This is a genomic window from Janibacter cremeus, from assembly GCF_013409205.1.
Taxonomy (GTDB): Bacteria; Actinomycetota; Actinomycetes; order Actinomycetales; family Dermatophilaceae; genus Janibacter; species Janibacter cremeus.
This window is the reverse complement of record NZ_JACCAE010000001.1, coordinates 651,905-674,596: the sequence shown is the minus strand read 5'-3', so window position 1 is coordinate 674,596 and position 22,692 is coordinate 651,905. Positions and strand designations below refer to the sequence as shown.

22 protein-coding genes are annotated in these 22,692 nt (G+C 71.7%); 18 read left to right on the top strand and 4 right to left on the bottom strand.

The window, feature by feature from the left end; translation table 11 throughout:
- Window positions 1-79 precede the first annotated feature (79 nt).
- Window positions 80-1,204: a trans-sulfuration enzyme family protein gene (locus tag BJY20_RS03080; RefSeq protein ID WP_185990186.1), complete on the bottom strand. Its 1,125-nt coding sequence runs from the start codon at window positions 1,202-1,204 to the stop codon at window positions 80-82.
- A gap of 30 nt (window positions 1,205-1,234) precedes the next feature.
- Between BJY20_RS03080 and BJY20_RS03075 the strand changes: the two genes are divergently transcribed.
- Window positions 1,235-2,362, top strand: a complete 1,128-nt coding sequence (locus BJY20_RS03075) for a D-alanine--D-alanine ligase family protein (protein ID WP_185990185.1) — start codon at window positions 1,235-1,237, stop codon at window positions 2,360-2,362.
- 52 nt (window positions 2,363-2,414) lie between these two features.
- Here the strand turns inward: BJY20_RS03075 and BJY20_RS03070 are convergent, their stop codons facing one another.
- Window positions 2,415-2,882, bottom strand: coding sequence for a DUF3515 family protein (locus tag BJY20_RS03070; RefSeq protein WP_185990184.1), 468 nt, complete (start codon window positions 2,880-2,882; stop codon window positions 2,415-2,417).
- A 55-nt stretch (window positions 2,883-2,937) separates the two neighbouring features.
- Between BJY20_RS03070 and thiL the strand changes: the two genes are divergently transcribed.
- Window positions 2,938-3,954, top strand: a complete 1,017-nt coding sequence (gene thiL / locus BJY20_RS03065; RefSeq protein ID WP_185990183.1) for a thiamine-phosphate kinase — start codon at window positions 2,938-2,940, stop codon at window positions 3,952-3,954.
- 59 nt (window positions 3,955-4,013) lie between these two features.
- Here the strand turns inward: thiL and rpmB are convergent, their stop codons facing one another.
- Window positions 4,014-4,208 (bottom strand): 50S ribosomal protein L28, encoded by a 195-nt coding sequence (gene rpmB / locus BJY20_RS03060; RefSeq protein WP_185990182.1) that lies wholly within the window; start codon window positions 4,206-4,208, stop codon window positions 4,014-4,016.
- Between the two features lie 211 nt (window positions 4,209-4,419).
- On the opposite strand from rpmB, the gene BJY20_RS03055 reads away from it, so the two are divergent.
- The 9 genes from BJY20_RS03055 to mutM all read left to right on the top strand — a co-directional run bounded on the left by BJY20_RS03055 (window position 4,420) and on the right by mutM (window position 12,595).
- A complete protein-coding gene (locus BJY20_RS03055; protein ID WP_185990181.1) occupies window positions 4,420-6,078 on the top strand; it encodes a DAK2 domain-containing protein in 1,659 nt (552 codons plus the stop codon).
- Window positions 6,078-8,309 carry a helicase-related protein gene (locus BJY20_RS03050; RefSeq protein WP_185990180.1) on the top strand — a complete coding sequence of 744 codons (2,232 nt, stop codon included), beginning with the start codon at window positions 6,078-6,080 and terminating at the stop codon, window positions 8,307-8,309. Before BJY20_RS03055 ends, BJY20_RS03050 begins: the two co-directional genes overlap by 1 nt.
- A gap of 55 nt (window positions 8,310-8,364) precedes the next feature.
- On the top strand, window positions 8,365-8,940 hold the full coding sequence (gene rsmD, locus BJY20_RS03045) for a 16S rRNA (guanine(966)-N(2))-methyltransferase RsmD (RefSeq protein WP_185990179.1): 576 nt from the start codon (window positions 8,365-8,367) through the stop codon (window positions 8,938-8,940).
- 27 nt (window positions 8,941-8,967) lie between these two features.
- The gene (locus tag BJY20_RS03040) at window positions 8,968-9,525 is read left to right on the top strand and encodes a hemerythrin domain-containing protein (RefSeq protein ID WP_185990178.1); all 558 of its coding nucleotides are present in this window, start codon (window positions 8,968-8,970) and stop codon (window positions 9,523-9,525) included.
- 20 nt (window positions 9,526-9,545) lie between these two features.
- On the top strand, window positions 9,546-10,040 hold the full coding sequence (gene coaD / locus BJY20_RS03035; RefSeq protein ID WP_425484114.1) for a pantetheine-phosphate adenylyltransferase: 495 nt from the start codon (window positions 9,546-9,548) through the stop codon (window positions 10,038-10,040).
- 104 nt (window positions 10,041-10,144) lie between these two features.
- The gene (locus BJY20_RS03030; protein WP_185990176.1) at window positions 10,145-10,741 is read left to right on the top strand and encodes a YceD family protein; all 597 of its coding nucleotides are present in this window, start codon (window positions 10,145-10,147) and stop codon (window positions 10,739-10,741) included.
- 1 nt (window position 10,742) lies between these two features.
- On the top strand, window positions 10,743-10,937 hold the full coding sequence (gene rpmF, locus BJY20_RS03025; RefSeq protein ID WP_185990175.1) for a 50S ribosomal protein L32: 195 nt from the start codon (window positions 10,743-10,745) through the stop codon (window positions 10,935-10,937).
- Between the two features lie 13 nt (window positions 10,938-10,950).
- Complete coding sequence (gene rnc, locus BJY20_RS03020) at window positions 10,951-11,724, top strand: ribonuclease III (protein ID WP_185990174.1); 774 nt, start codon at window positions 10,951-10,953, stop codon at window positions 11,722-11,724.
- A 1-nt stretch (window position 11,725) separates the two neighbouring features.
- Window positions 11,726-12,595 (top strand): bifunctional DNA-formamidopyrimidine glycosylase/DNA-(apurinic or apyrimidinic site) lyase, encoded by an 870-nt coding sequence (mutM, locus tag BJY20_RS03015; RefSeq protein WP_185990173.1) that lies wholly within the window; start codon window positions 11,726-11,728, stop codon window positions 12,593-12,595.
- A 24-nt stretch (window positions 12,596-12,619) separates the two neighbouring features.
- On the opposite strand, the gene BJY20_RS03010 is transcribed toward mutM, so the two are convergent.
- On the bottom strand, window positions 12,620-14,608 hold the full coding sequence (locus BJY20_RS03010) for an acyltransferase family protein (RefSeq protein WP_185990172.1): 1,989 nt from the start codon (window positions 14,606-14,608) through the stop codon (window positions 12,620-12,622).
- Between the two features lie 71 nt (window positions 14,609-14,679).
- Here BJY20_RS03010 and BJY20_RS03005 point away from each other — a divergent pair, with 71 nt between their 5' ends.
- From BJY20_RS03005 to BJY20_RS02975, 7 genes are all read left to right on the top strand, one after another.
- Complete coding sequence (locus BJY20_RS03005) at window positions 14,680-14,982, top strand: acylphosphatase (RefSeq protein WP_185990171.1); 303 nt, start codon at window positions 14,680-14,682, stop codon at window positions 14,980-14,982.
- Between the two features lie 32 nt (window positions 14,983-15,014).
- Window positions 15,015-15,320, top strand: coding sequence for a chorismate mutase (locus tag BJY20_RS03000; protein WP_185990170.1), 306 nt, complete (start codon window positions 15,015-15,017; stop codon window positions 15,318-15,320).
- Window positions 15,317-16,081: a type I methionyl aminopeptidase gene (gene map / locus BJY20_RS02995; RefSeq protein ID WP_185990169.1), complete on the top strand. Its 765-nt coding sequence runs from the start codon at window positions 15,317-15,319 to the stop codon at window positions 16,079-16,081. Before BJY20_RS03000 ends, map begins: the two co-directional genes overlap by 4 nt.
- 232 nt (window positions 16,082-16,313) lie before the next feature.
- A complete protein-coding gene (gene smc, locus BJY20_RS02990; protein ID WP_185990168.1) occupies window positions 16,314-19,907 on the top strand; it encodes a chromosome segregation protein SMC in 3,594 nt (1,197 codons plus the stop codon).
- Window positions 19,908-19,974: 67 nt separating this feature from the next.
- Window positions 19,975-20,211, top strand: a complete 237-nt coding sequence (locus tag BJY20_RS02985; protein WP_185990167.1) for a hypothetical protein — start codon at window positions 19,975-19,977, stop codon at window positions 20,209-20,211.
- A complete protein-coding gene (locus BJY20_RS02980; RefSeq protein ID WP_185990166.1) occupies window positions 20,208-22,196 on the top strand; it encodes a M13 family metallopeptidase in 1,989 nt (662 codons plus the stop codon). Before BJY20_RS02985 ends, BJY20_RS02980 begins: the two co-directional genes overlap by 4 nt.
- A gap of 28 nt (window positions 22,197-22,224) precedes the next feature.
- Window positions 22,225-22,680, top strand: a complete 456-nt coding sequence (locus BJY20_RS02975) for a DUF309 domain-containing protein (RefSeq protein ID WP_185990165.1) — start codon at window positions 22,225-22,227, stop codon at window positions 22,678-22,680.
- Window positions 22,681-22,692: the final 12 nt, after the last annotated feature.

Genomic DNA, 22,692 nt, shown 5'->3' with positions numbered 1-22,692 from the left:
TCCTTCGTCGCGCCTCAGGGACCACCTCGAAATCCGCCGGATTGAGGTGCGTAGGCCGCCCGCGGCCGCAGCCTCGAAATCAGCCCAGCGCGGCCAGGGACTGCTCGAGGTCGCGCCACAGGTCGTCGACGTCCTCGACGCCGACCGACATCCGCACGAGGTTGACCGGGACGGCCTCCGGCTCGCCGGGCTGGCGGCGGCGTCGCTCGAGTTGTGACTCGACGCCCCCGAGGCTGGTCGAGTTCGACCAGATGCGGGTCCCGGCGGCGAGCGCCTCGGCCTCGTCCGCGCCATCGGTGCGCCCGGCGACCTCGACGGAGACCACCGCGCCCCAGCCGGGGTAGCGCACCCGGGAGACACGTGGGTGGTCGGCCAGTCGCCGGGCGAGCTCGACGGCGTTCTCGCAGGCCCGCTCGAGGCGAAGGGAGAGGGTGCGCAGCCCGCGCAGGGCGAGCCAGGCCTCCATCGGTCCCGCGATGGCCCCGCCCAGGGTGCGGTGGCGGGCCAGGCGCGTGCGCAGCTCGCGGCCGGGCTCGTCGTCATTGGTCACCGTCAGGCCGAGGATCACGTCGGAGTGGCCGGCCAGGTACTTCGTCGCCGAGTGCACGACGATGTCGGCGCCCTCGTCGAGGGGACGTTGCAGCAGCGGCGTGGCGAAGGTGTTGTCGACCGCGACCAGCGCGCCGGCCTCGTGTGCGGCCGCGGTGAGCCCTGCCAGGTCCGCGACGTCGAGCAGGGGGTTGGTCGGGGACTCCAACCAGATCAGGTCGGCGCCGGGCAGTGCCGCGCGGACCCCGGCGGTGTCGGTGATGTCGACCCAGCGCACCTCGAGCAGCCCCTCCTGGGCGGCCTCGGTGAGCGAGACGACGACGCCGTTGTAGGCGGCGGCCGGGGCGACGACGACGCCGCCCCGGGGGACGAGCGCGAGCACGGCCACGACCGCGGCCATACCCGAGGAGTAGAGGAGCGCCTGACCCCCTTCGAGCCCACCGACGGCCTCCTCGAAGGGGGTCCACGTCGGGTTGTCGACGCGCGCGTAGTTGACCGGCCCGTCGGCGATGTAGGTCGAGGTGAAGGTGACCGGGGGATTGAGCGACGCGCCCGGTGCACGCGGGGGGCGTCCGGCTGCCACGACCTGCGTCCGCGGGGACAGTTCGGGGGAGTGGGGGGTGGCGGGGGTGCCGCTCGGGCGTGGGGCGCTCATGTGCGCAGGTTAGGGGTTAGTCTTCCGTCGATGAGCAGCCATCCGAATCGCAAGCCTCGCGTCGCCGTCGTCTTCGGCGGCAGGTCCTCCGAGCACGCGGTCTCGTGTGCCACCGCGGCGGGTGTGCTGCGCGCGATCGACCGTGACGCCTACGACGTCCTGCCCGTGGGCATCACCCGGGACGGCGCGTGGGTCCTCGCCTCGGACGACCCGGACCGGTTGGCGCTCACCCCCACCCAGACCCCGCAGGTCGAGGACACCGGGAGCGAGGTCGTCCTGCCGACGCGCGCCGGCGAGAGCACGCTGAGTGTGCACCGCACCGGTGAGGCGCTGGAGACCCTCGGTGAGGTGGACGTCGTCTTCCCGCTGCTCCACGGACCCTACGGTGAGGACGGCACCCTGCAGGGGATGCTCGAGCTCACCGACATGCGGTATGTCGGCTCCGGGGTGCTGGCCTCGGCCGCGGGCATGGACAAGCACTACATGAAGGTCGTCTTCGCCGGCGCGGGGCTGCCCGTCGGCCCGTACACCGTCATCACCGACCGGCAGTGGCGTCGGGACAAGGCTGCTGCGATGGATGCGGTGGAGTCGCTGCACTTCCCGGTCTTCGTCAAGCCCTGCCGCGCCGGTTCCTCGATGGGTGTGTCCAAGGTCGAGCGCTCCGACCAGCTCGAGGGGGCGATCGAGGCCGCGCGCGAGCACGACCTGAAGGTCATCGTCGAGCAGGGCGTCTCCGGCCGTGAGATCGAGTGCTCCGTCCTCGAGGGGCGCGGTCTGGACGCTCCACGCACGTCCCTGCCCGGCGAGATCGTCGTCGAGTCCGGTCGCGGCCACGACTTCTACGACTTCGAGGCGAAGTACCTCGATGACTCGTCCGTGCGTCTGTCCTGCCCGGCGGACCTGCCGCAGGCCGAGGCCGCAGAGGTACGCCGCCTCGCTGCCGCCGCCTTCGAGGCGTTGGCGTGCGAGGGACCGGCCCGGGTCGACTGCTTCGTCACCGACGGGGGCACGGTCCTGATCAACGAGATCAACACGATGCCCGGCTTCACACCGACCTCGATGTACCCACGCATGTGGGCCGAGAGCGGCGTGAGCTACCCCGAGCTCGTCGACGAGCTGATCCAGCTCGCGCTGGAGCGCCCCGTCGGCCTGAGGTAGTCGAAGCGTGGGACTCGCAGGAGTCCCAGCAGGTGCGACGTCCTGGCGTTGCTCAGCTGCAGGCGTAGTCGTTGGTCGGGAGCTGCTTCGCCGCGCCGCTGAAGGCCGGGAGCAGCAGTGGTGCCGGCCCGTGCTCGTCGGGGACGAGGACCTCGATCGCCGGCTCCCTGCCGAAGGTGGTCAGCTTCGTCCCGTCACCGAGGTCCTCGGCGACCCAGTCGATGCCGTCGACGACGATGCACTGGTTCTCCGTCGGCCCGAGCGCGGGCATCCCGCACCGGGCGATGACGGCGGGGTCCCCCCAGGCGATGACGGTCGGGTCGCTCGGGTCGGTCTCCCTCGGTGCCTCGCCGGCGATCTCGTCCGGCCAGTGCTCGCTCGCAGCAGCGCAGGCAGCGCCCTCCGCCTGGACCGGGATCGCCACCTGCACCGGCCCGGCACAGGCACCCAGGGCCGCGACGGCGAGCAGGCTCAGGCCTGCCGGGACGACGCGCGGGCGACGGCGAGGAGAAGAAGGCACGGCCGGGAGGCTACCGTGCGGTCCTGACCCCCTTCGCCCACCCGAGGAGAGCGCGATGACCCGGGCCCGCCTGCAGGACATCTGTGAGGAAGAGCTGCTGTCGCGGCTCTTCCCACTCTTCCGCGGAGCGGCCGGACCAGCGGAAGTGCTCCTCGGCCCCGGTGACGACGCCGCGGTCCTGGCCGCGCCCTCCGCAGCGGTGGTGCTGACCACCGACTCCATGGTCCGGGGACGTGACTGGCACGACGACTGGTCCTCACCGACGGAGGTCGGTCGCAAGGTCGTCGCCCAGAACATCGCCGACATCGCCGCCATGGGCGCGGTGCCCACCGGACTGCTGGTGGCCATCGCCGCCGACCCGGCGACGGAGGTCGAGTGGGCGCTCTCCCTCGCCGAGGGCATCGCGCAGGCCGCCCGGGAGGCCGGTGCCCCCGTGCTCGGGGGAGATCTGTCGTCCGCGGCCGAAGGGAGCATCGTCGTGGGCATCACCGCGGTCGGCGACCTCCAGGGACGTCGGGCGGTGCGTCGTGACGGCGCCCTGGTGGGTGACCTCGTCGCGGTCCGGGGCAGCCTGGGCCGATCGGGAGGGGGACTGCAGCTGCTCCTGGCAGGCCGCGGCCGCACCCACCTCGACCCGCCCCTCGGTGACGCCGACGACCCGCTCGCGCGGGCGATCGAGGTGTTGTGCCGGGTGCACCGCAGCACCGAGGACGTCCCGTGGCGCGCGGGCCCCGAGGCGGCAGACGCCGGCGCCACCGCGATGATCGACCTGTCCGACGGGCTCGTCCGCGACCTCGGACGGGTGGCCGGGGCCAGCGGGGTGCGCATCGAGCTCGACGGGGAGGCGCTGGCCGCCTTCGCCACAGGGCCGCTCACCCTGGCGCTGGGTGCCGAGGAGGCGATGCGCCAGGTGCTCTCCGGCGGGGAGGAGCACTCGCTCGCCGCGACCTTCCCGCGCGCAGCGGTCCCCGACGGCTGGGAGGTCATCGGGGTGTGCGCGGACGGCTCCGGCGAGGTCCTGGTGGACGGCGAGGTCCCCCCGGTCACCGGCTGGGACCACTTCTCGGGATGAGGGCACGAAAAAAGCCGCCGTCCCGGATGGGGCGGCGGCGTCTTCCGTTCGTCAGCAGGTCAGCGCTGGACCTTGCCGGCCTTGAGGCACGAAGTGCAGACATTGAGACGCTTCGGGGTCGCACCGGCGTCGCCCACCTTGGCCCGAACGCGCTGGATGTTCGGGTTCCAGCGACGCTTGGTGCGGCGGTGCGAGTGCGAGATGGAGTGTCCGAAGGACGGTCCCTTGCCGCAGACGTCGCAGTTGGCAGCCACGGGTATCTCCTGTGTTCGTCAGTAAACGTAAGTGATGCACACCGACGCTCCACCACGAAGGGGGAGAAGGTGTCGGGGCAACCGGTACAGAGTAGCGGAGCGTGGCCCCTCGGGCCAAAACGACTCGTTCCCGGCGTCCCGAGTGGTACCCGAGTGCCAAAACGAGGCCCTCTTCCGCCCTGCTGGCACCACCCTCGGATACCGTGACGACGTGCTGGAGGTCATGGACGCGGAGTCGGTGCGGCGGTGGGTCGTCGTGACCAGGGCCGCGCTCGCCGTGCGCCGGGCGGAGATCGACGCACTCAACGTCTACCCGGTCCCCGACGGGGACACCGGGACCAACATGTACCTCACCCTCGACCAGGCGCTGCACGCCACCCGAACGGAGCAGGAGCGACTCGGGGAGGAGGGGCCCCCTCGACTCGACGTCGAGGTGGCCGCGATGTCCCGGGCCGCCCTGATGTCCGCCCGCGGCAACTCCGGGGTGATCCTCAGCCAGCTCGTGCGCGGGGTCAGTGAGGTCATCGCCGGCGAGCACCTGACCGTCATCGACGCCCCGGCCGCCGCCCGCTCCATCGCGCAGGGTGCACGGCGCGCGCGGGAGAGCGTCGTGCGGCCGCAGGAGGGCACGATCCTCACGGTCGCGGACGCGACCGCCGCCGAGGCCGAGCGGGTCGTCCGTGGCGGAGGGAGCCTCGGTGAGCTGACCCGGGCCGCCGTCGCCGCCGCCCGCGAGGCGCTGGCCCGCACGCCCGAGCAGCTGCAGGTCCTGGCCGACGCAGGGGTCGTCGACGCCGGGGGTGCGGGGTACCTGCTCTTCATCGAGGCGCTGGACCAGGTCGTCCACGACAAGGGGCCGGCGCGGCACCTGGTCGTCGACGACTTCATCCTCAACACCACCCTGGAGCGGCGTGCCGACTGGTCGCACGAGCGCAGCGGTGGTGAGGTGTCGGCGGGCGGTTTCGATGGGCACGACGGTCACGCCCACGAAGTGATGTACCTGCTGCACGAGGTCCCCGAGGAGGGCGTCGCCCGCCTGCGCCGTGACCTCGACGAGCTCGGGGACTGCGTCGTCGTCTCCAGCGCCGGGGACCTCACCCACGTGCACGTGCACACCGACGACATCGGCGCGGCACTGCAGGCAGGACTCGCGCACGGTGCGCCCGACCGGGTCGTCGTCACCGCACTGGAGACGATGGCCGCGCGGCCGCAGCTCGGGCTCTCCCTCGTCGCCTGCGCCGCCGGGCCCGGTATCGCCGAGGTGATCACGCAGGTCGGGGCGAGCGCAGTGCACTCCGGTCCGGGGCATCGGGCTTCCGCCGGTGAGCTCGTCGCGGCCGTGCGCGAGGGTGGCACCGAGGAGATCATCCTCCTGCCCAACGACCGGGACACCCGGATGGCCGCCGACGCTGCTGCCCAGGCAGCGGCGCAGGAGGGCCGGACCGTCCACGTCATCGGATCGACCACCGCTGTGCAGGGACTGGCCGCGCTCGCGGTCTTCGACCCGGGCCTGACCGCCACGCAGAACGTGCTGGCCATGACCCACGCCGCCGCCGCGACCCGTCATGGCGCCGTGACCGTCGCGGTGAAGTCGGGCCTGACCAGTGGCGGCGCGTGCGAGATCGGTGACGTCCTCGGCGTCGTCGCCGGTGACATCACGATCGTCGGGTCCGACATGGACGAGGTCGCCCGCGAGGTCCTGGACACCATCACCGGTACCGGGGCGGAGCTGGTGACGATGGTCGTCGGTCAGCAGGCCCCCGACGGGCTCGTCGACCGCCTCACCGCACGGATGGAGTCCCAGCGGGTCGAGGTCGAGGTCATCGACGGAGGCCAGCCGCACTACCCGCTGCTCTTCGGGGCGGAGTAGTGGCAGGCGAGGACACCAGGCTCAAGGGGCTCCTGGGTGGTCAGGCCGCAGGCAAGCTGGCCAAGCACCGGGGCATCGAGACCGTCGGCCAGCTCCTCGACTTCTGGCCCCGTCGCTACCGCAGCGCCGAGGCCGATCTCGGCCAGCCCCGCATCGGCGACTTCCTCGTGGCGGTCGCCCGTGTCGAGATGGCCCGGACCCGCTCGATGAAGTCCCGACGCGGGCGCATGCTCGAGGCGACGATCACCGACGGACGCTCCCGGATGCGGGTGACCTTCTTCGACGCCCGCGGCCACGAACGCAAGCTCGTCGCCGGGCAGGAGTTCCTCTTCGCCGGGTCGGTCACCGAGTACCGCGGTGAGCGCCAGCTGGCCCACCCCGGATACGCCACACTCGAGGAGGCCGCAGCCCTGGGTGAGTTGGGCGAGCGCGACCACCACGGCCTCATCCCGATCTACCGGCACGTCCCCGGCGTGCACCCGTGGACGATCACACGCTGCGTGCGCCTCGTGCTGGGTCAGCTCGACGAGGTCACCGATGCGATCCCCGGGACGGTGCGCACCCGCCGTGACCTGCTCGAGCGGGCCGCCGCCCTTCGCGCCGTGCACGCGCCCCGCACCACCGCCGACGTCGACGCCGGCCGCCGCCGGCTGCGCTACGAGGAGGCGCTGGTCCTGCAGTGCCTCCTCGGGCAGCGCCGCATCGCCGCCTCCATGGTCGCCACCCGAGGGCGGCAGCAGCGCGAGGGCGGCCTGCTCAGCGCCTTCGACGAGCGTCTGCCCTTCGAGCTGACCGAGGGTCAGCAACGGGTCAGCGGCGAGATCCTCGACGAGCTGGCGCGGTCGACCCCGATGCACCGGCTGCTGCAGGGTGAGGTCGGCTCCGGCAAGACGGTCGTCGCCCTGCGGGCGATGCTCGCCGCCATCGATGCGGGTGGGCAGGCGGTCCTCCTCGCGCCGACCGAGGTCCTCGCGGCCCAGCACGAGGCCTCCATCACGGCGATGCTCGGTGACCTGGCCGAAGGGGGGATGCTCGGCGGCGACGAGCACGCCACCCGCGTCGCGCTGCTCACCGGGTCGATGTCGACCGCGCGTCGTCGCGAGGCGATGCTCGAGATCGCCTCCGGTGATGCCGGCATCGTCATCGGCACCCACGCCCTGCTCGAGGACAAGGTCACCTTCGCCGACCTCGCGCTCGCCGTCGTCGACGAGCAGCACCGATTCGGCGTCGAGCAGCGGGATGCGCTGCGTGCCAAGGGCACCACCCCACCCCACCTGCTCGTGATGACCGCGACCCCGATCCCGCGCACCGTGGCGATGACCGTCTTCGGGGACATGGAGACCTCGACCCTGCGCGAGCTGCCGCGTGGTCGCGCACCGATCAGCACGCACCTGGTGCCCACCGGCCGGCCCGGCTGGGTCGACCGCACCTGGCAGCGGGTCGCCGAGGAGGTCGCCGCCGGCCGGCAGGCCTACGTCGTCTGCCCCCGCATCGGCGAGGAAGAAGGCGAAGGGCGGCACGACTTCGAAGAGGGCCTCGACCTCGTCGCCGAGGAGGGTGTCGTCGACGACGAGCAGGACGACGGCGAGCGGGTCGAGGACGGTCCGGCCCAGGAGCGCCCCCTCGCCGGTGTCGTCGAGACGATCGACGTCCTGCGCGAGCACCCGGCCCTGCAGGGGCTGACCATCGAGATGCTCCACGGCAGGATGCCACCGGAGGACAAGGACACCGTCATGGCGCGCTACTCCGCCGGGCAGATCGACGTGCTCGTCTCCACCACGGTCATCGAGGTCGGGGTCGACGTCCCCAACGCCTCGACGATGGTCATCCTCGACGCGGACCGTTTCGGCGTCTCGCAGCTGCACCAGCTGCGCGGTCGCGTCGGCCGTGGCGGCGACCCCGGCATCTGCCTGCTCGTGACCGCCACCGAGACGGACTCGGCGATGGAGCGCTTGACGGCCGTCGCGGGGACCACCGACGGCTTCGAGCTGGCGCGGTTGGACCTGACCCAGCGCCGTGAGGGCGACGTCCTCGGCTCGGCGCAGCACGGAGCCCGTACCCACCTGCAGCACCTGTCCGTGCTGCGCGACGAGGACCTGATCGAGGCCGCCCGCGAGGACGCGGGGGAGCTGCTCGACGCCGACCCGGACCTCGGCGACCACCCGGCGCTGCGCGATCGCATCGCCGACTGGCTCGACGCGGAGCGGGCTGCCTACCTGGAGAAGGGGTGAGACCCCCTTCGTCCCGGTGGGGACCACCTCGAGCGCATGCCGCATGATGGAACCCGTGACTCGGATCATCAGCGGCGAGGCCGGCGGGCGACGACTGCGCACCCCGGCCGGTGACGGCACCCGTCCGACCAGCGACCGTGTGCGCGAGGCGCTCTTCTCCGCCCTCGAGTCGCGCGATGCCATCGACGGCGCCCACGTGATGGACCTGTACGCCGGCTCCGGTGCGCTCGGTCTCGAGGCCGCCAGCCGCGGCGCCGCCAGCGTGCTGCTCGTCGAGTCCGACCGCAGTGCCTCGGCCACCATTCGGGCCAACATCTCCGGCCTCGGTGTCGCCGGCGCCCGGCTGCAGTCCGGGACCGTCGAGCGGGCCCTGGACCGTCCCGCGTCGCTGCGCTACGACATCGTCCTGGCGGACCCGCCCTACGACGTCACCGAGGACTCCCTCGCCGCTGTCCTGGAGATGCTGCTGGCCCACCAGTGGCTCGCGCAGGAGCCGATCATCGTCGTCGAGCGCTCCTCGCGCTCGCCCGAGCCGGCGTGGCCCGACGGGATCGTCGCGCAGGGATCGAAGTCCTACGGCGAGACCGTCCTGTGGTTCGCCACCCAGGTGGAGCCCGACTACCAGATTTGAGGCTCGTGGATCGGGTACGAATGGTCCATGAGCCAGTACACGATCCCGCGCCCGGACGGTGGAGACATCGTCGACCTCATCACTGAGGACCACCGCCTCCTCGAGGACCTCATGCGCGCCCTGCGCGACGAGACCGCTGACCGCGCCGCGGCCCGATCCGCCTTCGCCGAGGTGCTCGTCGCGCACAGCACCGCGGAGGAGGAGGCCGTCTACCCCCGGCTGCGGAAGAAGGACGTCATCGAGGAGGACGAGGAGGACGAGGGCGAGGAGGAGCACGCCGCGACGAACGAGTGCCTCCTGGAGCTGCTGCGCACCGACGTCTCCGCGACGAAGGACTTCGAGGACGCCATCGAGAAGGTGGCCCAGATCCTCAACCACCACATCAACGAGGAGGAGATCACCATCCTCAACCCCGCCAACACGGACACGCCTCAGGACGTGCGTGAGCAGCTCGGAGCCGCGTGGACCGCACGGCGCAACGAGTTGCTGGGGCAGGGCTGCGCCTCGGTCGAGCAGGTCCAGGGCTTGGTCACCCGGGCCTACGACGACGGGCTGCTGCCCAACGACGACCAGCCGGAGGGCTGAGCCGCGGGTGCTCTGGCACGATGGCCGACATGACTCGTCGTGCCGTCTGCCCGGGCTCCTACGACCCCGTGACCGTCGGTCACGTGGACGTCTTCCGCCGCGCTGCCGCGCTCTTCGACGAGGTCGTCGTCGCGATCCTGCACAACCCGGCCAAGCAGGGAGCCTTCACCGTCGCGGAGCGGGCCGCCTTCATCCACGACCAGGTCGACGACCTGGGCAACGTACGTGTCGAGGCCTTCGCCAACCGGCTGATCGTCGACGTGTGCGCCGAGCTGGAAGCCGGGGTCCTGCTGAAGGGTCTGCGCGGCGAGACCGACTTCTCCTACGAGTGGCCGATGGCGCTGATGAACCGCCACCTCACGGGCGTCGAGACCCTCTTCCTGCCCGGCGACCCGCGTCACGAGCACGTCTCCTCCTCGCTGGTGAAGGAGGTGGCCCGCTTCGGCGGGGACGTCACGGGCCTGGTCACCGACGAGGTCCGCGACGCCCTCGGGGAGCGTCTGCCGCGGCCCTGAGCCCACCCCCTTCCTCGGTTTGGGGCGAAGGGGGTCGCCCCGCTACTCTGGGACGTCGGTCTGCGTCGTCGTGTCGTGGGCCGATTCTGACGGAGACTGGAGTCATGGAACGCAACGCCCCCACCTCGCCCCTGGTGCTCGACACCAAGGACGTCGGTCGTCGACCCGGGGCGATGCACGAGGTGGACCTCCGGCCCGGCGCGCCGGCCGACTTCGGCACGGACGTCCTTGCCGTCCCGCAGGACCAGCCGATGGATCTGCAGGTGCGCATGGAGTCGGTGCATGAGGGAGTGCTCGTGACCGGGACGGTCTCCGCCACGGCCAAGGGTGCCTGCGTACGGTGCCTGGACGAGATCGACCACCCGGTCGATGCCTCGTTCCAGGAGCTGTTCGTCTGGCCCGACCGGGCGAAGCACCACCGCGAGGTGGACGCCGAGTCCGACCAGGATGAGGAGTACCTCATCGAGGACGAGATGATCGACCTCGAGACGGTGCTCCGGGACGCAGTGCTTCCGAGCCTGCCGTTTCAACCGGTGTGCCGGGACGACTGTCCGGGTCTGTGCTCCGAGTGCGGGGCACGGCTCGAGGACGACCCGGAGCACTACCACGAGCAGATCGACCCCCGGTGGGCGGCCCTCGAGGCGCTGGCGCCTCTTGCCTCCGACACGGGGCCTACGGACAACGAAGAGAAGAGGAACTGACGTGGCCGTCCCGAAGCGGAAGATGTCGCGCTCGAACACCCGTAGCCGCCGCGCGAACTGGAAGGCGACGCCGGCTGCGCTGTCGACGTGCCCCCAGTGCAAGTCCCCGGCGCCGGCCCACCAGGCCTGCCCGAGCTGCGGCACCTACAAGGGTCGCTACTACGCGACCGCGGACCGTACCGAGCACCAGGCCTGAGCGTCCTGTCGCAATGGGCGACAGGAACTCACGACCGCAGCAGCGGCCCGTCGAGGAGCTCTCCCGATACCTCACCGAGGTCACCGGGGAGCCCGTCGACGAGCCGCTGCTCACGCGTGCCCTGACGCACCGCTCGTACTCCTACGAGCACGGCGGACTGCCCCACAACGAGCGTCTGGAGTTCCTCGGTGACTCGGTGCTGGGGCTCGTGGTCACCGACCACCTCCACGCCACGTACACCGACGTCACCGAGGGTGACCTGGCCAAGCTGCGCGCTGCCGTCGTGAACATGCGCGCGCTGGCCACGGTGGCGCGGGTCATCGACCTGGGATCCTTCATCCATCTCGGTCGTGGCGAGATCAGCACCGGCGGGCGGGACAAGAACTCCATCCTGGCCGACACGGTCGAGGCGGTCATCGGGGCCGTCTACCTCTCGACGCCCAAGCCGCGGGGGCTCGACGCCGCCGGCAAGCTCGTCCACGAGTTGCTCGACTCCGTGATGACCTCGTCGGCGAAGCTCGGTGCCGCTCTGGACTGGAAGACCTCCCTGCAGGAGGTCGCGGCCGGTCAGGGGCGCGGTGCGCCGAGCTATCGCACGAGTGACGAGGGCCCGGACCACGACAAGACCTTCACCGCCGAGACGGTCATCGACGACGAGGTCTTCGGCACCGGCGTCGGTCGGACGAAGAAGGATGCCGAGCAGCAGGCCGCCGAGCACGCCTACGCGTCCCTGACCACCCAGCCGGCGACCGTCGACGTACCGGCGACGGACACCACCGCCGGCTGACGTGCCCGAGCTGCCCGAGGTCGAGGTCGTCCGTCGCGGTCTGGCCGACCACGTGACCGGCCGGACCCTCGCCGGCGCGCAGATCCGTGGGCACCGCGTGGCCCGGCGCCATGTCCCGGGACCGCAGGACCTTGCCGACCGACTCCTGGGCCGCACGCTGACCGGTGCCCACCGCCGCGGCAAGTACCTCTGGCTCGCCCTGGCGGACGCGGGTGCCGCGCCCGACGAGGCGCTCATCGTCCACCTGGGGATGAGTGGGCAGATGCTCGTGGCCGACCCGCGGACGCCGGAGCCGAAACACACGCACGCCCGGCTGACCTTCACCGACGGCGGGGACGAGTTGCGCTTCGTCGACCAGCGCACCTTCGGAGGCTTCGCGCTGGCCGACCTCGTCGACGGGGTGCCCACGAGCGTCGCGCACATCGCACTCGACCCCTTCGACCCGGACTACGACCGGGCCGCGGTCATCGCTGACGTCAAGCGACGCCGCAGCGGCATCAAGCGGGTCCTGCTCAACCAGGGCGTCGTCTCCGGCATCGGCAACATCTACGCCGACGAGGCTCTGTGGCGAGCCGGCATCCATGGTGAGCGTCCGGCGAGCGATCTGACCGGGCCCGCGATCGGGCGGCTGCTCGACCACGCGAAGGACGTCATGGCCGATGCTCTCGAGCAGGGCGGCACGAGCTTCGACGAGCTGTACGTCAACGTCAACGGCGCCTCGGGATACTTCGACCGATCGCTGTCGGCCTACGGGCAGGAGGGGCGAGCGTGCCCGCGCTGTGGGCACACGATGCGTCGGGAGCAGTTCATGAACCGCAGCTCGACCAGCTGCCCGCGCTGCCAGGTGCGTCCCCGGACGATCCCCGGCTGAGCCGGACCGGTGCCGCGGTGCCACTCAGGGGCGCGGTAGCTCCTTGAGCGTGACGGCCTTGCCCGTGTGCTGCTCGGAGAGGTCCGCCAGGGCCTGCCGGATGGTCGCGGCGTAGCTGTGTGCCCCACCGAGCGAGGGGTGGATCCCGTCGGCCTGCAGGTCCTCGGCGGCCACGGCCGAGTCCCAGTCCGCGATCGTGACGTTGGGGTGCTCGTCGGCGATCTCCGCCAGGTCCGCGTTGTCGCCGTCGATGCGCGAGAGACGGTCGGCGTGCAGGTTGACCAGTACGACCATCCGGTCGTCACCGATCTCGTCGAGGATCTTCTCCACGGTCTCCGGGTCGGTCCCGGCGTTGGTGCCGAAGGCGAGGACCACGGCCCGGCGCAGGGAGTCCTGCGCCGCGGTGACGGCCGACAACCCGTCGCTCCACCGGCGGTTGGACTTGGCGTCGATCCGCACGCCGGGGAAGTAGTACTCGAGTGCGGGCACGGCGCCGACGACCATGGAGTCGCCGAAGATCTGGATCTCATCACCGGCGGGCATCGTGAAGTCCGCCTTGCGGTCTGCTGAACCGAGCGTGCCGTCCTGCTCCTTGGCGTCGTCCTCGCCCGCGGACTGCGACGGCGACGCGCTCGCGTCGGCGGCGGGGGTGGCATCGGAGGATCCGTCGGGCTGCTGCTCGATCCGGGCCTGGTTGTCCTCGATCATCTGCTGGGTGCGGCTGATGTCGGGCGCCGTGACGACGACGAAGGCCAGGACAGCGGCCACCGCGACCACGACGGCGGTGATGGCCCGGCGACCGCCCAGGGAGAGTGAACCGAGCGAGGTCACGATGTGGCGCAGGCTGCCGCGGAAGCCGAGCCGCCGCACCGGGGTCTCGACGAACCGGAAGGACAGGTCGGACAGGGCGAGGGTGACCAGGACCGCCCAGATCCGGGTCCAGATGAACTCATCGGTGCCGGCGTTGGTGGGGATGTCCTGACCGATGATGAGGATGACCGGCCAGTGCCAGAGGTAGATGCCGTAGGAGCGCTTGCCGATCCAGACCAGCGGGGCGAGGTCGAGGACGGAGCGAAGGGGGCCGGGCCGCTCGATGGCGGCGAGCATGAGGAGGGCGGTCGCGACGGAGATCAGCGGGATGCCCAGACGGAAGGTCCACGCGCTGCCCTCCCCGGCCAGCAGGAGCAAAGCGGCGATCGTGACGACGCAGCCCGCCACCAGCCATGTGCGGCGCTCCCGCCACAGGGGCGTGGTGGTCCAGGCGCGGGCCGGCCCGGTCCACACGATCGCCAGGGCCGCACCGAGCATGAGCCCGAAGAGGTGGGTGTCGGTGCCGTAGTAGGCGCGGGTGGCGTTGGCCGGGTCGTAGGTCACGGCCATGAGGACCGCCGAGGCCACCCCGATCCCGAGGACCAGGCCGGCCAGGACCTCTTCGGTGAGTGCGAAACGCCGGTGCACGGCGAGCAGGGCCAGGGCCACCAGCGGCCAGAAGAGGTAGAACTGCTCCTCGACCGCCAGGCTCCAGAAATTCATGAACAGCTGCGGTGAGGTCGCGGCGAAGTAGTTGCTTCCGTGGACGATCTCGAGCCAGTTGGTCGAGAAGGTCAGTGCGCCGACGGCCTGCCGCCGGATGCCGACGAGCAGGTCGGTCTCGACGGTGCGGGCGATGAGGATCGCGACCGGTACGACGATGACGAGCGCCGGGAGCAGGCGGCGGGCGCGTCGGGTCCAGAACCCGATGAGGTCCACCCTGCCGGTGCTGCGGTGCTCGCGCACCAGCAGCGTCGTGATGAGGAAGCCGGAGATGACGAAGAAGATGTCGACGCCCAAGAAGCCGCCGGGCAGCCAGTCGGGGTCGAGGTGGAAGACGATGACGGCCGCGATCGCGAGCGCTCGCAGACCGTCCAGACCGGACAGGTGACCGCGCGGGGGTCGCGTCGGGGCCACGGTCGAGGACGCGGACGGTGCGACCGACGCCACCGTGGCGTCTTCGGTGGTGGAGGTGTGGGCCACGGGTCCGACGTTAGGCACTGGGAGCCAGCGGGTGGGGGAGACACACCGACACGGGCGGTAGTTTCGCCCCCATGAGTCCCGAGCAGATCGCGCCCGCCCGAGCGACCTGGTTCGTCCGCGGCCGCGTCCAAGGAGTCGGTTTCCGGTGGTGGACCCGGGCGCGGGCCCTTGAGAGCGCACTCGTGGGCCATGCCCGCAACATGGACGACGGTCGCGTCGAGGTCGTCGCCGAGGGGCCCGCCGACGAGCTCGACCGCCTCGACACGATCCTGCGGGAAGAGGTCTCCACGACCGCCCGTCCGGGTCGGGTCACGAGCGTCGTCCGGGTCGACCAGCAGCCCCGTGGCGGGATCGTCGGCTTCGTGGAGAAGTGAACCCATCCTCCTGCGTGGCCTAACCTGTGCGGGTGAGTGAGACACACCCTGATCTGCTGCGCCTGCGACAGTCCATCGACAACATCGACGCCGCGCTGATCCATCTGCTCGCCGAGCGATTCAAGGCGACGCAGAGCGTCGGTGAACTCAAGGCCCGCATCCAGATGCCCCCGGCGGATCCGGCCCGCGAGGAGCGCCAGATCACGCGGCTGCGGGACCTGGCCGACGAGGCCGGCCTCGACCCTGTCTTCGCGGAGAAGTTCCTGAACTTCGTCATCGCCGAGGTCATCCACCACCACGAGCGGATCGCCGGCGGGACGACGGGGACGCAGTCATGATCGAGTTGAAGACGCCGGAGGAGATCGAGGCGATGCGCCCCGCGGGCCGACTCGTGAAGTCCGTCCTCGACGCGCTCGTCGATGCCGCCGAGGTCGGGACCAACCTCCTGCAACTCGACGCGCTCGCCCACGACATGATCCGTCGGGCCGGTGGCACCTCCTGCTACATCGACTACCACCCCTCCTTCGGGGCGATGCCCTTCGGCAAGGTGCTGTGCACCTCGGTCAACGACGCGGTGCTCCACGGACTGCCGCACGACTACAGACTGCGTGACGGGGACCTGCTGTCGCTCGACTTCGCCGTCGAGGTGGACGGGTGGGTCGGCGACGCGGCGCGGTCCTTCGTCGTCGGGACGCCCGACCCGCAGGACCTGCGCCTGATCGACACCACCGAGCGTGCCCTGGCGGCTGCCATCGACATCGCGCGTCCCGGCAAGAAGATCGGTGACATCAGTGCTGCGATCGGTGCCCTCGCCCGCGACGAGGGCTACACCGTCAACTCCCAGTTCGGCGGGCACGGTGTCGGTCGGACGATGCACGGTGAACCGCACGTGGCCAACGACGGCCGCCCCGGACGGGGGATCCCCCTTCGCCCCGGTCTGGTCATCGCCATCGAGCCGTGGTTCATGGCCGGCACGGACGAGATCCTCACCGACCCTGATGGCTGGACCCTGCGCAGCACGGACGGCTCCCGCGGCGCGCACAGCGAGCACACCATCGCCATCACCGACGGCGACCCGATCGTCCTCACCGCCGGCTGATCGACGTTACCCGCGGGTACGACGATCACTTGTCGAGTGCCGTGCGAGAAGGCCCTTGATTTTCCGGGGTTCTGCCTCCGCAGGACATCGCGACCTGTCGTCGTACCCGCGCGTCACTTCTGCCCGGCATGGCCCCGCGACCCGGGGCCGGGCGCGGGGAGGGCACAGCGGAGGGCCACGCAAGTAGAGTGACCGGGATCGTCGTCCGCCGTCTGCCCGAGGAGTCCCGCTCGTGTACGTCAAGAGCCTCACCCTCAAGGGCTTCAAGTCGTTCGCGTCGTCGACGCATCTGCGCCTCGAGCCGGGCATCACGTGCATCGTCGGCCCCAACGGCTCGGGCAAGTCCAACGTCGTCGACGCCCTCGCGTGGGTGATGGGGGAGCAGGGCGCGAAGACCCTGCGCGGCGGCAAGATGGAGGACGTCATCTTCGCCGGCACCACCGGCCGTGCCGCACTCGGCCGGGCCGAGGTGACGATGACGATCGACAACACCGACGGGGCGTTGCCGATCGACTACTCCGAGGTGACGATCAGCCGCACGATGTTCCGCAACGGCGGCTCCGAGTACGCGATCAACGGAACCTCCTGCCGACTGCTCGACATTCAGGAGCTGCTCTCCGACTCCGGCATCGGCCGCGAGATGCACGTCATCGTCGGGCAGGGCCAGCTCGACGCCGTGCTGCGGGCGACGGCCGAGGACCGCCGAGGCTTCATCGAGGAGGCCGCGGGCGTCCTCAAGCACCGCAAGCGCAAGGAGAAGGCGCTGCGCAAGCTCGACGGGATGGAGGCCAACCTCTCCCGCGTCGCCGACCTCACCTCCGAGATCCGTCGCCAGCTCGGCCCACTGGGTCGCCAGGCCGAGACCGCCCGCAAGGCTGCGGTCATCCAGGCCGATGCCCGCGACGCGCGCCACCGGCTGCTGGCCGACGACCTCGTGCGGATGACCTCTGCACTCGAGCAGGAGGTCGCCGACGAGGAGGCCATGCTCGCCCGCCGCAAGGCCCTCGAGGAGGCGGTCCTCGCGGTCCGTAGCCGGATCACCGCACACGAGGAGACCGGGGCCGCCGCGACCGCGGAGCTCACCGCCGCCCGGGACCGGGCCGTGCGTCTGTCCTCCCTCACCGACAAGCTGACCGCGACCGCCGAGCTGGCCGCCGAGCGGGTGCGGCTGCTCGGGCAGGACGAGGAGGTCGAGACCACGAGCGGTCGCGACCCCGAGGCGCTGCGCGCGCAGGCCGCGCGCGCCCGCGAGGACGAGGACGCCCTGCGCGCCGAGATCGCCGAGGCCACCGAGCAGCTCGCCGAGTCCGTCGCCGCCCGCGAGAGCGCCGAGAAGGCCTTCGCCGCGGAGCAGCAACGCATCGCCACCCTCACCCAGCGCGCCGCCGACCGCCGGGAGGGCCTGGCCCGTCTCGCCGGCCAGGTCGGTGCCCGCCGCTCCCGGATCGAGGCCGCGGAGGCCGAGGTCGGGCGACTGCAGGAGAGCGTGGCCACCGCCCTGGCCCGCGCTGACGAGGCCGAGCGCGAGTTCACCCGCCTGGAGAGCACCATCGCGGACGAGGAAGGCAGCGAGGAGGGCCTCGACGAGGCCTACGAGAGGTCCGCGGCGGCCCACGACGACGCCGCCGCCCAGGTCGAGGAGATCACCGAGGCGGGGCGTGCCGCCGAGCGCGACCGCCAGTCTGCCCAGGCACGCCTGGAGGCCCTCGAGCTGAGCCTGCGCCGCAAGGACGGCGTCGAGGCGCTGAAGGAGGCCTCCGCCGTCGAGCACGAGATCCTCGGATCGGTCGCCGAGCTCGTCGCCGTCAGCGGTGGCCACGAGGCTGCCGTCGCCGCCGCCCTCGACCAGGCCGGCAACGCCCTCGCCGTCGGCAGCGTCGATGCCGCCGCCCGCGCCGTCGAGAGACTGCGCAGCGATGACTCCGGCCGCGCGCACCTCGTCGTCGGCGCCACCGCACGACCGGGTGGCCGCGACGGGTGGCCGTCCCTGCCTTCGCACGCGGTCTGGGCGCTCGACGTCGTCGAGGCACCCACCCAGGTACGACCTGCCGTCGAGCAGGTTCTCGAGCGGGTCGCCATCGTCGGGGACACGGCCGCCGCACTCGCCATGCTCGCCGAGACCGGTGACCTCACGGTCGTCACCGGGGACGGTGACGTCTACGGACCCGGTTTCGTGCGGGGAGGGTCCAGCGCCGCGCCGAGCCAGCTGGAGCTGCAGGCGGCCGTCGACGAGACCCGCGCCGTGCTCGAGGACGCGACCCGGCGCGGCGAGGAGTCGACCTTCGCCCTGACGGCCGCGAAGGAGACGCTCGCCCAGCGCGTCAAGGCCCGCGACGCCGCGATGGAGGCGCTCCACGAGTCGGACGCCCGGATGGCCGCTGTCGCCGAGCAGCTCGGTGGGCTCGGGACGACCGCCCGCACCGCCAAGGCCGAGGCGGAGCGCACCCGGGCCTCCATCACCGAGGCCGAGGCCGCCCTCGAATCCGACCGAGCCGAGCTGGCCGAGCTCGAGCAGCGCCTCGAGGACGCGTCCGAGGAGCCCGCGGAGGACGAGGGGGAGGACGCCACCGACGACCGCGACCGACTCGAGCTCGAGGCCGGCTCCGCACGCACGTCCGAGACCGAGGTCCGCCTCGCCCTGCGCACCAAGGAGGAGAGGGCCCGCTCGCTGCACGGCCGCGCCGAGTCCCTGGAGGGGGCGGCCCGCAACGAGATCGCGGCCCGTGAGCGCCTGCGCGCGCGAAGGGAGCGTCGCCGCCGGGAGGCCGAGGTCGCCGCTGCCGTCGAGACCGCCGCGCGGTGGTCCGCCGCACGCGTCGCGACCGCGGCCGAAGCCGCCGGACGTGAGCGTGACGCGGGGGAGTCGGCCCGCGCGGACCGCGACGAGGCCCTGCGGGGCCTGCGCACCGAGCTGACCGAGCAGCAGGACGCGCTGCGCGAGTTGACCGACGAGGTACACCGTGATGAGGTCGCCCGCGCCCAGCAGGTCGCGCGGATCGAGCAGCTGCAGACCCGGGCCGTCGAGGAGCTGGGCGTCGACCCGGACGTCCTCATGGAGGAGTTCGGCCCGCACCAGCTCGTGCCGCACGTCGCAGGTCCCGACGAGGACCCGCAGTCGCAGGACTTCCCGCAGCCGCAGCCCTACGAGCGCGCCGTCCAGGAGAAGCGCCTGCGCACGGCCGAGCGTGGGCTGAAGGCGCTGGGCAAGGTCAACCCACTGGCGCTGGAGGAGTTCGCCGCGCTCGAGGAGCGGCACACCTTCCTCACCACGCAGCTGGAGGACCTGCGCCGCTCCAAGCAGGACCTGCTCGACATCGTCTCCGAGATCGACGAGCGGGTGGAGCAGGTCTTCGCCGAGGCCTTCGCCGACACCGCCGAGCAGTTCCGGGGCGTCTTCTCCCGGCTCTTCCCCGGGGGCGAGGGCAAGCTCGTGCTCACCGACCCCGGCAACATGCTCACCACGGGCATCGAGGTCGAGGCCCGCCCCCCGGGCAAGAAGGTCAAGCGGCTGTCGCTGCTCTCCGGCGGCGAGCGCTCACTCGTCGCGGTCGCCCTGCTCGTGGCGATCTTCAAGGCCCGGCCCTCGCCCTTCTACATCATGGACGAGGTCGAGGCCGCCCTCGACGACACCAACCTCGGCCGCCTGATCATGCTCTTCGAGGAGCTGCGCGACTCCAGCCAGCTGATCGTCATCACCCACCAGAAGAAGACGATGGAGGTGGCCGACGCTCTGTACGGGGTCTCGATGCGCGGGGACGGCATCACCACGCTCGTCAGCCAGCGACTGAGGGACGTCGCACCCGAGGGTGAGCAGCAACCCGCCTGAGATCACGGTCACGTCACCAGCGGCCTGTCGAGTTGAGCGGTGCCGTCGCGGAGGGGACTATGGGCCCATGACCGCCGTAATCGTGGGGCTGCTGATCTGCCTCGTCCTGTCCGCCGCGGTAATGGCCCTCGTCGCGATCCCTGCCCATCGTCAGGGGCGCGAGATCCTGACCGCCCGGGGTGAACGCGTCGTGGTCAAGGTCCGCGAGACGACGGACAATGCCACCAGCCGCGCCTCGGGGGCCGTCACCCACGCCACCTCGACGCGACGCCAGGGTCCGCCGAGCGACCGAAAGGCCTCATGACCGACACCCACTCCGCCACTGCCGCTGCCGTGGACTTCCGCGGCCCCGTCGACCCGGAGGTGCGTCCGCAGGACGACCTCTTCGGCCACGTGAACAACCACTGGTTGGAGTCCGTCGAGATCCCCGCGGACCGTGGTCGCTACGGCGTCTTCGACGTCCTGCGCGAGCGCGCCGAGAGCAACGTGCGCACCCTCATCGAGGAGGTCGGCGCCGACCCCGACAGCCCGATCGACTCGATCGCCGGCAAGGTGGGCGCGCTCTACCGCTCCTTCCTCGACGAGGAGCGCGCCGAGCAGCTCGGCGCGCGCCCGCTGGCCGAGCTGCTCAGCGCCGTCGACACGGTGGACTCCGTGGCCGATCTCGTCACGCTCACCGGCCGGCTGGCCCGGGACGGTGTCAGCGGCTTCGTCCAGCCCTTCGTCAACACCGACGACAAGGACTCCTCGCGCTACGTCGTCTACCTCGAGCAGGGTGGGCTCGGGCTTCCCGACGAGTCGTACTACCGGCAGTCGCAGCACGAGGCGACGGTCACCGCGTACCGGGGGCACGTCGCGCGTCTGCTCGCCCTGGCGACCGACATGGAGCCGGCTGCCGCGACCGACGCCGCCGAGCGGGTCGTCGACCTGGAGACCCGGCTGGCCCAGGACCACTGGGACCGGGTGGCCAACCGCGACCCGATCCGCACCTACACCCTCATGGACGCTGATCAGCTCGCCGACCTCACGCCCCGGATCGACTGGGCCGCCTGGGCCACCGCCCTGGGGGCGTCCGCTCCCTTCGCCGAGGTCGTCGTACGCCAGCCCGACTTCCTGCGCGGGCTGTCCTCCCTGCTCAACTCGGTCGACCTGGCCGTCTGGCGCGACTGGTTGCGTCTGCGCATCGTGCAGTCGCTGGCCGCCTACCTCGACAGCCGCATCGTCGAGGAGGAGTTCGACTTCGTCGGCCGCACCCTCTCGGGGATCCCGGAGCAGCGGGCCCGGTGGAAGCGTGGCGTCTCCCTCGTCGACGCCTCACTCGGCGAGGCCGTCGGTGAGCTCTACGTCGAGCGCCACTTCCCGCCGGCGGCCCGCGAGCGCATGGTCACCCTCGTCGACAACCTCGTCGAGGCCTTCCGCCGCTCCTTCGCGCAGTCCTCGTGGATGAGTCAGGAGACCCAGCAGGAGGCCACGAGGAAGCTGGCGGCCTTCACCCCGAAGATCGGCCACCCCGTCCGGTGGCGCGACTACTCCGCCCTGCAGATCGTCGAGGGCGATCTCGTCGGCAACGTGCGCCGGGTCGCCGCCTTCGAGGTCGACCGGGCGCTCGGCAAGCTCGGCGGCCCGGTCGACCGCGACGAGTGGTTCCTCACCCCGCAGACGGTCAACGCCTACTACAACCCCGGGCTGAACGAGATCGTCTTCCCCGCGGCCATCCTCCAGCCGCCCTTCTTCGACGCCGAGGGGGATGATGCCGACAACTACGGCGGCATCGGTGCGGTCATCGGCCACGAGATCGGGCACGGCTTCGACGACGCCGGCTCGACCTTCGACGGCCATGGCAACCTGCGCGACTGGTGGACCGAGTCCGACCGGGAGGCCTTCGAGGAGCGCCGCGACGCCCTCATCGAGCAGTTCGACGTCCGCGAGACGCGGCATGCGCCCGGCCACACCGTCAACGGCGCCCTGACCGTCGGGGAGAACATCGGCGACATCGGGGGACTGGCCATCGGTCACGCTGCCTACCGGATCGCTGTCGGCGAGCGTGCCGCGGAGACCGACGACTCCGGCCTGACCGGGGACCAGCGCTTCTTCACCAACTGGGCCCGGGTCTGGTGCGGCGACGCCCGCACCGAAGAGGCCATCCGGTTGCTGTCGCTCGACCCGCACAGCCCCCAGGACGTGCGGGGCAACGCCGTGCGCAACATCGACGCCTTCCACGAGGCCTTCGGTACCGGCGAGGGCGACGGCATGTGGCTCGACCCGGCCGAGCGCGTCAGCCTCTTCTGAGTCCGGGCGGACGCAGGAGACCAAGGACATGGCTCGAGACCGTGATGGGCAGGGGCGTGCCGAGAACGCCCGACCCCGCGACGCGCTCGGCCGTCCGCTGCCGCACGGTGCCACCGGGGTCGAGCGGGTCGAGGCGCGTGAGCGCACGCCGCACGAGGCGTTGACGCTGGCCCAGGACTACCTGGACCGGGAGATGCCCTTCCACGCCCACGAGGTCCTCGAGGAGCAGTGGAAGTCGCTGCCGCAGCAGGCGCCGGAGCGTGCCCTGTGGCAGGGCCTGGCCCAGCTCGCGGTCGGCCTGACCCACCAGCGCCGTGGCAACCCGCGCGGAGCGCGGACGGTGACCTCTCGCGGGAGGGAGGCCATCGCCCCCTTCGCCACGGACCCGCCCCACGGCATCGATGTGGGCGGTCTCGTGGCCTGGGCGCAGGCGGTCGTGGACGACCCGGCAGCCGACGCGCCGGTGCCCCACCTGGTGGCCTGACCGAACCACTCA